The sequence below is a fragment of the Isoptericola hypogeus genome, from assembly GCF_039531145.1.
Taxonomy (GTDB): Bacteria; Actinomycetota; Actinomycetes; order Actinomycetales; family Cellulomonadaceae; genus Isoptericola; species Isoptericola hypogeus.
Genome location: NZ_BAAAPM010000005.1, coordinates 245308 through 257681, shown reverse-complemented (window position 1 = coordinate 257681; position 12374 = coordinate 245308). Strand labels below are relative to the sequence as shown.

Genomic DNA, 12374 nt, shown 5'->3' with positions numbered 1-12374 from the left:
ATCCTTCCATCCGAACCGGTCACGACGGCAGCGGGTCGGCGTGCTCCTCGCCGTCGGCGTCGTCGGGCGGGGGCAGCTCGCAGAACTTCTCCACCACGAGCCCGACGACGGTGAGGACGACGGCGCAGGCCGCGCCGATGCCGGCGGCCACCGCCTGGTCGCGGCGGGACTCGATGTCGAGCTGGCCGAGCATGACGAGCACGGTCGCGAGGTAGCGGCCGGTGAGCAGCGCACCCGTCAGGGCGCCGGCCTTGGCCAGCACGAACGTCCGCGCCGCGCGCATCGGGTCGAGGCCCGGCCGGTCGCCGCGCTGGTAGGCGCGCACGGCCCAGCCCGCCCAGAAGATGCCGCCGGCCAGCGCCAGGATCGCGACGTACTCGACCCAGGCCGCCGCGGGCAGGTAGACGCCCTGCGACTCGAGCAGCCGCAGCAGCGCCGCCCCGACGACGGCCACCACGCCCGCCACCAGGGCGAGGGTGCCCACGGAGGTGCGACGCATGTCAGCGGTCGCGCCCCTCGTCGTCGTGCGACCCGTCGTCGTCGCGCCCGTCGTCGGGCTGGTCGGCGCCGGTCACCCCGAACGTCGGGAACGGGTCGGAGGTCGCCGGCTCGCCGCCGTAGGGCGTGAACGGGGCGGGCTCGGGCCGGACCCCTTGGCTGGTCGCGTCGTCCGGCGACGCCGGCACGCCGGAGACGGGGCCCTCGGTCGGCGCCCACACGGCCTGCGGGTGGTCCGGCGCCGGCGGCACGGGGGCGTGCGGGCTCGGGACGGCCTGTGCCGGCGGGACGGCGTCGGCCGGGTGGACGGCGGCGAACGGCGGCACGGCGTCGACGGGAGGCCCGTCGGCCGGTCGCTGCTCCTGGGGCGCGGCGGGGGCGGACGGCACGTGGAAGACCGGCCCGGGCGCCGGGGGCTGCTCCGGGGCGGGGGCCGGCACGGGCGCGCCCGGCACCGCCTCCGGCTCGGACGCCTGCGGGACGGGGGCGCCCGGCACCGCCTCCGGCTCGGACGCCTGCGGGACGGGCGCGGACGGCGCCGGTCCGGCGTCGGTCACGACCTGGCCGGTGCTCTGCGTGGGGCCCGTGAGCCAGTCGAGCGCGAGCCAGCGGATCCCGGCCCGGTCCGGCGCGGTGACGGCGAGCTGTCCGACCACACCGCCGCCGAGCCCGCCGAGCACGGCGTCGGGCGCGACCTCGGCCCACGGCACCAGGACGAAGGCGCGCTCGTGGGCACGCGGGTGCGGCAGCTCCAGCTCCGGCGCCGTCGACGTCAGCGTGCCGTACTGCACGATGTCGACGTCGAGGGTCCGCGGGCCCCACCGCTCGTCACGGACGCGGCCGTGCCGCGCCTCGACCTCCTGGACGGCGCGCAGCAGGTCGCGCGGGGCGAGCGCGGTGCGCACCACCAGCACCGCGTTGAGGTAGTCCGGCTGCTCCGGCCCGCCGACGGCAGCGGTCCGCGCGAGCGGCGAGACGTCGGTGACCTGGATGCCGGGGATGCGGTCGATGTCGGTGACTGCCTCGCGCAGCGTCACCTGCGCGTCGCCGAGGTTGGCGCCGAGGGCCAGCACCGCCTCGACCGGCTGCTCGGGCACGGCGTCGAGCGGGTCGACGGCGGGCGGGGTCTCGACGGGCTCGGCCGGCGGCTGCTGAGCCAGCGGAAGGGCGGCGGGAACGGCGGCGACCGGGGTCTCGACAGGCTCGACCAGCGGTTCCTGAGCCTGCGGGAGGGCGAGCGGCGCGGCGACGACGGGCGCGTGGGCCCGGTCGCGCCGCACGACGACCGAGACGTCGTCGAACGGCACCTCGATGGGCGCCTGCGGCTTGTGCACCCGCACGTCCACGGTGTGCACGGCGGGCCGGTCGAGCACGACGGCGGCGATGCGCTCCGCGACGGTCTCCACGAGGTCGGCCGGCGACCCCGCGAGCACGTCGTGCACGTCCTGGGCGACGTCGGCGTAGCTCACGGTCGCGGCGAGGTCGTCGGACGAGGCGGCCGCACGCGTGTCCAGGTGGAGGACGACGTCAGCGCGGAACACCTGGCCCTCGGCCCGCTCGTGCGGCAGGACCCCGTGGTGTCCGGTGGCCGAGACCCCGTCGAGTCGGATCTGGTCGAGCGGTTGTCCGTGGGGTCCCGGTACGGCTGCGGCGAACGTCACGAGGTGCCCTTTCGTTCGGCGTCGGCGGCGGCAGCGCCGCCGGTGGTGGTGCGGGTTGCTCCGGTTGCCCCGGCATCCTGCCCGGCGAGACCGGCCGACGTCCAGGCGTCCGCGACGCGGACGGCGTCGGCGCTGGCGCGGGCCGCGTGCACCCGGACCGCCCACGCTCCCGCGGCGGCGGCCAGCGCGGAGATCGCGGCCGTGGCGTCGTCGCGGGCGAGCGGAGGCGCCGGCTCGTCGGCGGGCAGGCCGGGCGAGCCGGCGAGCAGGTGGCCGAGGAACCGTTTGCGCGACGCCCCCACGAGGACCGGGCGCCCGAGGGAGTGCAGCGCGTCGAGGTGCGCGAGCAGCGGCCAGTTCAGGGCGCCCGCCTTGGAGAAGCCGAGGCCCGGGTCGAGGACGACCTGCTTCTGGTCGACCCCCGCCGCCAGCAGCACGTCCAGGCGCGCCGAGAGCTCGTCGCGCACGTCCGCCACGACGTCGTCGTACACCTCGAGGCCGTCCATGACGTCGGCGTGCCCGCGCCAGTGCATCGCCACGTACGCGACCCCGGTGTCGGCCACGACGTGCGCCATCCGCGGGTCGGCGAGCCCGCCCGAGACGTCGTTGACGAGGCGCGCCCCGGCCTCGACGGCCCGCTGGGCCACCGACGCGCGCGTCGTGTCGACGGACACGACGGCGCCGTGCGCGGCGAGCCGCCCGATCACGGGGATCACCCGCCGCAGCTCCTCGTCCTCGCTGACGCGCGCCGACCCGGGCCGGGTCGACTCGCCGCCGACGTCGAGCAGGTCCGCGCCCTCGGCGAGCAGGTCGAGCCCGTGCTGCACGCCCGCCTCGGGCTCGAACCACTCGCCGCCGTCCGAGAACGAGTCGGGCGTGATGTTGACGACGCCCATGACCAGGCAGCGGCCCGTGCCGGACAGTCCGGGCAGCCCGGCGACCTCCGCGTCGCGCGGGTGTCCGCTCACCGGCCGGTCACCGCCCCGCGACGAGACTCATCGCCTCGGCGCGCGTCGCCGAGTTCTGCATCACCCCGCGCACGGCGGACGTGACAGTGCGCGAGCCGGGCTTGCGCACCCCGCGCATCGACATGCACAGGTGCTCGCACTCGACCACGACCAGCACGCCCCGCGGTTCGAGGATGCGCACCATCGCGTCCGCGATCTGCGTGGTGAGGCGCTCCTGCACCTGCGGGCGGCGGGCGTACACCTCGACGAGCCGGGCGATCTTCGACAGTCCCGTGATCCGGCCGTCGACGCTGGGGATGTACCCGACGTGGGCGACGCCGTGGAACGGCACGAGGTGGTGCTCGCAGGTGGAGTACACCTCGATGTCCTTCACCAGCACCATCTCCTCGTGGCCGAGGTCGAAGGTCGTGGTGAGGACGTCCTCGGGCTCCTGGCGCAGGCCCGAGAAGATCTCCTGGTAGGCGCGCGCCACCCGGGCGGGAGTCTCCCGCAGGCCCTCGCGCTCCGGGTCCTCGCCGACGGCGAGCAGCAGCTCGCGCACGGCCGCCTCGGCGCGTGCCTCGTCGTACTGCGGCACGTCCGCCGCCCGGCGGACGCCGAACGCCGCTTCCGTCACCGGGACCCCCCGGCGGGGTTTTCGGCGTCCGGTCCCAGCCCCGGGCCGAAGTCCGGTCCGGTCGGGTGGGAGGTCCCCTCGCCCACGACGGCGGCCTCGTCCTGCGGCACGACGACCGACTGCCCGTTGCCGTCCGACAGGGCGGCCCGCTCGCCGTCGGTCATGATCGGCCCGCGGGTGTGCACCGTGCGCTGCTCGCTGGACAGCCACACGTCGCGCGGCTCGCGCTTGGTGATCGGCTCGAAGATCTCGGCCAGCTCGGCCTGGTTGAGCGTCTCCTTCTCGAGCAGGCGCAGCACGAGGTCGTCGAGCACGTCGCGGTACTGGGTGAGCACCTCCCACGCCTCGTCGTGCGCGGCCTCGATGAGCTTGCGCACCTCGTGGTCGACCGTGCCGGCCACGGCCTCCGAGTAGTCGCGCTGATGGCCCATGTCGCGGCCCATGAACGGCTCGCCCGAGCCGATACCGAGCTTGATCGCCCCGATCCGCTCGCTCATGCCGTACTCGGTGACCATCTTGCGGGCGATCGCGCTGGCCTTCTCGATGTCGTTGCTGGCGCCCGTGGTCGGGTCGTGGAAGACGATCTCCTCCGCGACGCGGCCGCCCATCGCGTACGCGAGCTGGTCGAGCAGCTCGTTGCGGGTGGTGGAGTACTTGTCCTCCATCGGCATGACCATCGTGTAGCCGAGGGCTCGCCCGCGCGGCAGGATCGTCACCTTGGTGACGGGGTCGGTGTAGCGCATCGCCGCTGCGACCAGGGCGTGCCCACCCTCGTGGTACGCGGTGATCTTCTGCTCCTTGACCTGCATGACGCGGGTGCGCTTCTGCGGGCCGGCGATGACGCGGTCGATCGCCTCGTCGAGGGCGCGGTCGTCGATCAGCTGGGCGCCGCTGCGCGCGGTGAGCAGCGCGGCCTCGTTGAGCACGTTGGCCAGGTCGGCGCCCGTGAAGCCCGGGGTGCGGCGCGCGACGACTGCCAGGTCGATGCTCTCGACCATCGGCTTGCCCATCGCGTGCACCCGCAGGATGTGCTCGCGGCCCTTGAGGTCCGGAGCCTCGACGGCGACCTGCCGGTCGAAGCGGCCGGGGCGCAGCAGCGCGGGGTCGAGGATGTCCGGCCGGTTGGTGGCCGCGATGAGGATGACGTTCGTCTTGACGTCGAAGCCGTCCATCTCGACGAGCATCTGGTTCAGGGTCTGCTCGCGCTCGTCGTGCCCGCCGCCCATGCCGGCGCCGCGGTGCCGGCCGACGGCGTCGATCTCGTCGATGAAGATGATGGCGGGCGCGTTGTTCTTCGCCTGCTCGAACAGGTCACGCACGCGGGAGGCGCCGACGCCGACGAACATCTCGACGAAGTCCGAGCCGGAGATCGAGTAGAACGGCACGCCTGCCTCGCCGGCGACGGCGCGCGCGAGCAGGGTCTTGCCGGTGCCGGGCGGGCCGTACAGCAGCACGCCCTTGGGGATCTTCGCGCCCACGGCCTGGAACTTGGCCGGCTCGGAGAGGAACTCCTTGATCTCGTGCAGCTCCTCGACCGCCTCGTCCACGCCCGCGACGTCGGCGAACGTCACCTGCGGCATGTCCTTGCTGATGAGCTTGGCCTTGGACTTGCCGAAGCCCATCACGCCGTTCTTCCCGCCGCCCTGCATGCGGGACAGGATGAACCAGAACACGATGCCGATGAGGAGGAACGGGATGATGAACGACAGCATCGAGCCCCAGAAGCTCGGCTGCGGCACCTCGGAGTCGAAGCCGTCGGACAGGTCCGCGCTCTCGACGGCGGTCGCGACGGCCTCACCCTGCGGGGCGACGTAGAAGAACTCGACCTTCGTGCCGTGGTCCTGCTCGTCTTCCGTGCCCGCGTCGGTGACGTAGCTCTCGCTCAGCTCGAGCTCGACGCGCTGCTGACCGTCCACGACGAGCGCATGGTCGACGGTGTCGCCCTGCAACAGCTCGAGGCCCTGCGAGGTCTCGATCCGCGACACCCGCTCGGTGTTGAACGCGCTGAAGGCCAGCGAGACCAGCACGAGGCCGACCACGATCCAGACGATCGGGCCACTGAGGATCTTCTTGATGTTCATCGGCGACGGGGACGGCGCCCCGCTTCCCTTCCGTCCGGGCAATGTGTGTCCACGACGCTACACGCTGGGTGTGGACGAACCGTGGGTGTTCGCCGAGGGCGCGACGCCCACCGATCAGCTGTAGACGTGCGGCGCCAGCGTGCCGACGAACGGGAGGTTGCGGTACTTCTCGGCGTAGTCGAGGCCGAAGCCCACGACGAACTCGTTGGGGATGTCGAAGCCGACGTAGCGCACGTCGACCTCCACCTTCGCGGCGTCCGGCTTGCGGAGCATCGTCGCGATCTCGACCGACTCCGGCCCGCGGGAACGCAGGTTGGCCACGAGCCACGACAGCGTCAGCCCCGAGTCGATGATGTCCTCGACGATCAGCACGTTGCGGCCGGTCAGGTCGGCGTCGAGATCCTTGAGGATGCGCACGACGCCGGACGACTTGGTGCCCGAGCCGTACGACGACACCGCCATCCAGTCCATCTGCACGGGGTGGTGCAGGCGGCGGGCGAGGTCGGCCATCACCATGACCGCGCCCTTGAGGACGCCGACCAGCAGGAGGTCCTTGCCGGCGTAGTCCGCGTCGATCTTCGCGGCCAGCTCGTCGAGCTTGCTGCCGAGCTGCTCCTCGGTGAGGAGGATGTTGGCAAGGTCGCCGGAGACGTCGGACTGATCCACGGGTTGCTCCTCTAGGGGCGGGGGTTGGGCCTGGGTGGGGCTGGGCGCAGCAAAAGCCTGCCACACGCGCGCAGGGCGCGGGCGTCGCCCGGCAGATGGACGGGTCCCTGTCCACGCCACGAGACAACCAGCGCGTCCAGGGCGTCGACGTGGCGCGCCGTCGTCGCCTCCGGCGCGCACCCGGCAGCGAGCACCGCCGCCCGCAGCGCCCGCCGCCGCAGCGCCGGGTGCGCGGCGGCCAGGACACCGGCGTCGAGCGCGACGTCGCCGGTGTCAGACACAGGTTTCACCCCGGTGACCAGGTCGTCTGACATGCGTGCCGCGGCGAGGAGCTCGGCGGCGAGGGATTCCAGCAGGTCCGCGTCGTCGCGGAGCTGGTCGGCGGTGCGCGCCAGCGCCTCGGCGACGCCGGGCCCCAGCGCGTCCTCGAGCGCGGGCAGGACGACGCCGCGCACCCGCGTGCGCGCCGGGACCGCGGCGTCCGGCGCGGCGTCCGGCAGCAGGTTGGTCGGGTCCGTCCAGAAGTCCAGCCCGAGCGCGGCGCACGCGGCCTCGGTCTGCGCACGCCGCAGGCCGAGGAACGGGCGCCGGTACGCCCCGCGGTGCGACGGCATCCCGGCGAGCGACCGGGCGCCGCTGCCGCGCGCCAGCCCCAGGAGGACGGATTCCGCCTGGTCGTCGAGGGTGTGGCCGAGCAGCACGGCCGCGGCGCCCTGCTCGCGGGCGACGTCGTCGAGCACCGCGTACCGCGCCGCCCGCGCGGCCGCCTCGAGCCCGCCCGTGCCCGGGCCGTCGTCCACCCGCACCCGGCGCACGACGACGGGGTCGAGACCGAGCTCCCGGCACTGCCGGGCCGCCCGCGCGGCGACGCCGTCCGACCCCGCCTGGAGGCCGTGGTCCACGACCACGGCGCCGGCCCGGACCGTGTACCCGCGCGAGCGCACCGAGCGGCCCACCCGGCGGGCCTCGACGGCGGTGACGGCGGCCAGCGCCAGGCTGTCCGCGCCGCCGGAGCACGCGACAAGCACCAGCCCGCCCGGGCCGAGGCCCCCCGCGGCCGCCAGGTCCGCGAGCTCGGCCCGCACGGACGTCCGTGCCGCCGCGAGCGCGGGGTCCACACGTGTCATGGACGGTCCACCTCCTGCCTGCCGTCGTCCCCTGGGCGACAGGGCGATCCCAACCTACCGGCATCCGGAATATGTAGCGTGACTGATGGAGAATACGTCGCATAGGCGATGGCGTTTCTGTAGCGTACGGAACGGAGGGTCGGTAGCGTCAACGCCATGACCGACTACCGCAGGCGCATCCTGGACGATCTGCTGGACGAGCTGGCCGACGAGCTTCCCGCCATCGAGATCTACGGTGCCAAGGGTGTCGGCAAGACCGCGACAGCTCTACGCCGCGCGAGGTCCGCGATCCGGCTGGACTCCGACCAGGAACGATCGTTGCTCGCCGGCGACCCCGAGCGGATCCGCCGGCTCGACCATCCGCTGCTCGTCGACGAGTGGCAACGCTTCCCCGCGTCCTGGGACCTGGTCCGCCGCGCCGTCGACGACCACGTCGGCTCGTACCTCCTGACGGGCAGCGCGGTGCCGACGTCAGCCCCGACGCACACCGGCGCAGGTCGGATGGTGGCCTTTCGCATGCGTCCCCTGAGCCTCGCCGAGCGGGGAGTCGAGACGCCCACGGTGAGCCTGGCCAGGCTGTTCGACACGTCAGCCGATATCGACGGCTCGACCGAGGTCGGCATGCCCGAGTACGCCGAGGAGATCACCGCGTCCGGCTTCCCCGACATCCACGACCTGTCGACGCGCGCACGGACGGCCCGTCTCGAGGGCTACGTCCACGCGATCGTCCAACGCTCGTTCCCCGAGCAGGGGCTCGTCGTCAAGAAGCCGCGGACCCTCCGGTCATGGCTGACCGCCTATGCGGCCGCCACCTCGATGACCGTCACGTACTCGAAGATCCTCGACGCCGCGACGCCCGGCGAGGCGGAGAAGCCCGCGCGGTCGACCGTCCAGGCCTACCGCGACGTCCTCGACGGCCTGTGGATTCTCGACCCCGTGCCCGCGTGGCTGCCGACGCGGAACCACCTCAACCGTCTCGCCAAGTCACCGAAACACCAGCTGGCCGACCCCGCACTGGCTGCCAACCTACTCGGCATCGACGCGGGAGGGTTGCTGAGCGGCGCGGACACGCGGAGCGCCGATCTTCGGGAGGGAACCCTGCTCGGCGCGCTCTTCGAGAACCTCGTCGCGCAGAGCGTCCAGGTCTATGCGGAGTCTGCTGACGCGCACGTCGGCCACCTCCGGACCGAGCGGGGGGAGCACGAGGTCGACCTGATCGTCGAGCGGCGAGACGGTCGGATCGTCGCGATCGAAGTGAAGCTGAGCACCGCGCCGACCGATCACGACCTGCGACACCTGCACTGGCTCAAGCAGAAGCTCCCGGACCTGGTGGCCGACCTCTGCGTCGTCACCACCGGTACCTACGCCTACCGCAGGCCCGACGGCATCGCCGTGATACCCGCCGCGCTCCTCGGCCCGTGACCTTCGCGGGGTGAGCGTCGCTCAGCCGTGGACCCGGCGCACCCAGGCGCGCGGGTCGGCGATCTCGCGGGCGGAGGGCAGGTGCTCGGGCGCGGCCCACACGGCGTTGAGACCCTCCCGGCCGACCCGCTCCTCGACCGCCCGGACGAAAGCGGCCCCGTCGCGGTACTGCGCGAGCTTGGCCTCCATGCCGAGGACGCGCCGCAGCACCACGTCGAGGGCGGGCGCGCCCTCACCGTCGCGCCGCTTCTCGAACCGCGCCCGGATGGTGCGCACCGAGCGCACGACGCGGGGCCCGACGGCGTCCATCATCACGTCGGCGTGCCCCTCCAGGAGGGCCATCACGGCGGTGATCTCCTCGAGCTCCCGCCGCTGGGCGGGCCCGAGGATGCCGTCCAGCGGCGTGACGAGCTCCCCGCGCAGGGCGCGCAGCAGGGTGCGTCCCACGAGCGCGACCTTCTGCCGCAGCGGGGCGCGCGCCATCGCCACGGACGAGGTGGTGACGTCCTCGAGCAGTCCCGCGACCCGGCCGATCAGGTGGCCGGCGAGCCAGGGCGCGGCGGCGAACTGCAGCGCGTGCGTCTGCTCGTGCAGGCACACCCACAGGCGGAAGTCGCGCGGCCGCAGGTCCAGCGCCCGCTCGGCCGCGAGCACGTTGGGCGCCACCAGCAGCAGCCGGCCGCGTCGGTCGGCACGGTCGGTGCCGTACGGGTCGAACTGGCCGAGCACTCTCCCGGAGAGGAGCGCGAGCAGGCCCCCGACCTCGGCCGCCCCGGCCAGCCGGGCGACGCCCGACGTGGCCGGCATCTCGGGCCCGAGCGCCCGGGCGACGGGGTCGGTCATGGCCCGCATGGACCGGGTGTTCGCACGCGCCCAGCCGGCGCGGTCGACGACGTGCACGTCGCCGAGGTCCGGCACAGCCACGCCCGCCTGCCCAGTCGGCACCATGCCGGTCACGTCCAGCACGTGCCCGACGGCGTCCGCCGCCGCCGTGCGCAGCGCGCCGACCAGCGAGTCGAGCTCGTCGCGGGGAGCGGTGGGTCCGGGGCGGGCGAGGCGGCCGGCGACCTGCGCCGCGGCCGTCCAGTCGAGCAGGGGCTCCGCAGACGGAGCGGGGGAAGTCACGGGACCACCGTAACGACCCGACCCGCCGGTCGAGCCTGTCGAGACCACGGGACCGGTTTCGACGGGCTCAACCACCGGCGCCGCAGCCGCAGGCGGCGAGGTCGCCCGCGAACTCGTCGAACGTGTCGGTGGCGCGCCAGGTGTCCTTGATCCGGTCGGCAAGGGTGACGAAGGCGAGCTGGCGGTCGTCCGCGGTGACGACCGTGCCGGCGAGCCCGCGCACGTTCGGCAGGCTCCCGGTCTTGGCGGTGACGTAGCCACGACCAGGGTTGTCCTGCGGGTACCGGCCGGCGAGCGTGCCGGACAGGCCGCCCACCGGCAGCCCGCGGGCCGCCTCCCGCAGCGCGGGGTGGTCCGGGTCGACCATCAGCTCGAGGACCTCGGCGAGCTGGCGCGGCGTCATCCGCGAGCCCTTGCCCAGGCCGGACAGGTCGACGAGGGTCGCGCCGTCGAGGTCGACCCCGAGGTCCTCCACCTGGGCCGTCACCGCCTGCAGCGCGCCGTCCAGCGAACCCGGCAGGCCCGCGTCGAGCGCGACGACGCGCCCGACCACCTCGGTGATCGTGTTGTCGGAGTGCTGCAACAGGTAGGCGACGACGTCGCGCAACGGCGCGGACTCGACCCGGCCGACCTCGCGCGCCGACGACGGTGCGCTCGCGCGCGTGACGTCACCGCGCACGGTGACGCCCCGCCGCTCGAGCGCGGCGGCGAACTGCTGCGCGGCCGCCATCGCCGGGTCGTCCTGGCGCTGGGCGTACTCGTCGTCGGTGAGCCGCGCGACGTCGACGGCCAGGGCCGACACGGGCGCGATGTAGCCCTTGATCCAGGCCTTCGGGATGGCCGGCGCGAGGGCGGGCCCGGTGAAGAGGGTGTCGTCGACGCTCAGCGTGACGGTCGGGCTCCCCTCGAGCCCGACCTGGCCCGCGACCTGGTCGGCGAGGTCGGCGAGGCCGGCACGGCCGTTCACCGCGTCCGCGTCGCCGGCGCCCGCGGCGAGCATCATGTCGCCGCCGCCCACCAGCACAAGGTGGCCGTCGCCGTCGAGCACGGCCGTCGTCGGCAGGGTCGTGTCGCCGCCCGGCCCCGCGAGCGCGGCCACGGCGGTGAGCACCTTCTGGGTGGAGGCGGGCACCATGGGCCGGTCGGGGGCCGCCGACGCGACGACGTCGCCGGTGGCGGCGTCGGTCACGATCACGCCGACGCGCTTGCCGAGCTGGTCGTCACCGGTGACGTCGGCCACGAGGTCGGCCACGGAGCCGGCCGCCGGGACCGGTGCGTCCCCGGGCAGGTCGGGCAGGACGCGTGCGACCGGCGGGCCGGTGGTCGCTCCCGGCGCTGAGGGGAACGGGGCCGGGTCGGCCGGGGCGGGGGCGGTGGTGAGCAGGCCCGGCACGACGTCGTACGCGTCCGCGACAAGGTAGCCGCCGAACAGCACGACCACGGTCGTCAGGGTGGCGCCGACGCTAGCCCGCCACCCCATGAAGACCTCCCCGTGTCGTGAGCATCGTCACAGCCGGCCCGCCGTGCCGCACTCCGTGCGTATCTTCCCATGTCCCGGCTGCCTCCGGGCCACGCGTGCGGGCCGGGCGCGGCCGGAGGGCCGTGGCACACTTTGACAGGGCGTCTGCACCGAGCATGCCCGCACCGAGCATGTCCGAGCATGGAGGAACTGTGGAGTTCGACGTCACGATCGAGATCCCGAAGGGCCAGCGCAACAAGTACGAGGTCGACCACGAGACCGGTCGCATCCGACTGGACCGCATGCTCTTCACCTCGACGCGCTACCCGGACGACTACGGGTTCATCGAGGGCACCCTCGGCGAGGACGGCGACCCCCTGGACGCGCTGGTGCTGCTCGAGGAGCCGACGTTCCCCGGCTGCCTGATCCGCTGCCGCGCGCTGGGCATGTTCCGCATGCGCGACGAGGCCGGCGGCGACGACAAGGTGCTGTGCGTCCCCACGGGCGACCAGCGCGCCGCGTGGCGCCAGGACATCGACGACGTCTCCGACTTCCACCGCCTGGAGATCCAGCACTTCTTCGAGGTCTACAAGGACCTCGAGCCGGGCAAGTCCGTCGAGGGCGCGCACTGGGTCGGCCGCAGCGACGCCGAGGCCGAGATCGTGCGTTCCTTCCAGCGCGCCAAGGACACCGGGTACAACACCCACTGACGTCCTCCCGCTCGCCGTACGACGACGGCGCCGCACCCTGT

The 12374-nt window shown here is 73.9% G+C and carries 11 protein-coding genes; 2 read left to right on the top strand and 9 right to left on the bottom strand.

Going from position 1 to position 12374, the window contains the following annotated elements:
- Nucleotides 1-19: 19 nt before the first annotated feature.
- The 7 genes from ABD254_RS13875 to tilS all read right to left on the bottom strand — a co-directional run bounded on the left by ABD254_RS13875 (nt 20) and on the right by tilS (nt 7617).
- On the bottom strand, nt 20-499 hold the full coding sequence (locus ABD254_RS13875; protein ID WP_344249009.1) for a DUF3180 domain-containing protein: 480 nt from the start codon (nt 497-499) through the stop codon (nt 20-22).
- 1 nt (nt 500) lies between these two features.
- Nucleotides 501-2159, bottom strand: a complete 1659-nt coding sequence (gene folK / locus ABD254_RS13870; protein WP_344249008.1) for a 2-amino-4-hydroxy-6-hydroxymethyldihydropteridine diphosphokinase — start codon at nt 2157-2159, stop codon at nt 501-503.
- Entirely contained in the window at nt 2156-3127 is a 972-nt protein-coding gene (folP, locus tag ABD254_RS13865; protein WP_425553796.1) for a dihydropteroate synthase, read from the bottom strand. Before folP ends, folK begins: the two co-directional genes overlap by 4 nt.
- 7 nt (nt 3128-3134) lie before the next feature.
- Nucleotides 3135-3743, bottom strand: a complete 609-nt coding sequence (gene folE / locus ABD254_RS13860) for a GTP cyclohydrolase I FolE (protein WP_344249007.1) — start codon at nt 3741-3743, stop codon at nt 3135-3137.
- Nucleotides 3740-5824: an ATP-dependent zinc metalloprotease FtsH gene (gene ftsH / locus ABD254_RS13855; protein ID WP_344249006.1), complete on the bottom strand. Its 2085-nt coding sequence runs from the start codon at nt 5822-5824 to the stop codon at nt 3740-3742. The genes folE and ftsH overlap by 4 nt, the downstream gene beginning before the upstream one ends.
- Nucleotides 5825-5938: 114 nt before the next feature.
- Nucleotides 5939-6490 (bottom strand): hypoxanthine phosphoribosyltransferase, encoded by a 552-nt coding sequence (hpt, locus tag ABD254_RS13850; RefSeq protein ID WP_344249005.1) that lies wholly within the window; start codon nt 6488-6490, stop codon nt 5939-5941.
- An 11-nt stretch (nt 6491-6501) separates the two neighbouring features.
- Nucleotides 6502-7617 (bottom strand): tRNA lysidine(34) synthetase TilS, encoded by a 1116-nt coding sequence (tilS, locus tag ABD254_RS13845; RefSeq protein WP_344249004.1) that lies wholly within the window; start codon nt 7615-7617, stop codon nt 6502-6504.
- 156 nt (nt 7618-7773) lie between these two features.
- Between tilS and ABD254_RS13840 the strand changes: the two genes are divergently transcribed.
- Nucleotides 7774-9039, top strand: coding sequence for an ATP-binding protein (locus ABD254_RS13840; RefSeq protein WP_344249003.1), 1266 nt, complete (start codon nt 7774-7776; stop codon nt 9037-9039).
- Between the two features lie 21 nt (nt 9040-9060).
- Here ABD254_RS13840 and ABD254_RS13835 read toward each other — a convergent pair whose 3' ends face one another.
- Both ABD254_RS13835 and dacB read right to left on the bottom strand, forming a co-directional pair.
- Nucleotides 9061-10164, bottom strand: coding sequence for a zinc-dependent metalloprotease (locus tag ABD254_RS13835; RefSeq protein ID WP_344249002.1), 1104 nt, complete (start codon nt 10162-10164; stop codon nt 9061-9063).
- Between the two features lie 67 nt (nt 10165-10231).
- Entirely contained in the window at nt 10232-11644 is a 1413-nt protein-coding gene (dacB, locus tag ABD254_RS13830; protein ID WP_344249001.1) for a D-alanyl-D-alanine carboxypeptidase/D-alanyl-D-alanine endopeptidase, read from the bottom strand.
- 191 nt (nt 11645-11835) lie between these two features.
- Here dacB and ABD254_RS13825 point away from each other — a divergent pair, with 191 nt between their 5' ends.
- Nucleotides 11836-12333 (top strand): inorganic diphosphatase, encoded by a 498-nt coding sequence (locus ABD254_RS13825; protein WP_344249308.1) that lies wholly within the window; start codon nt 11836-11838, stop codon nt 12331-12333.
- Nucleotides 12334-12374 lie beyond the last annotated feature (41 nt).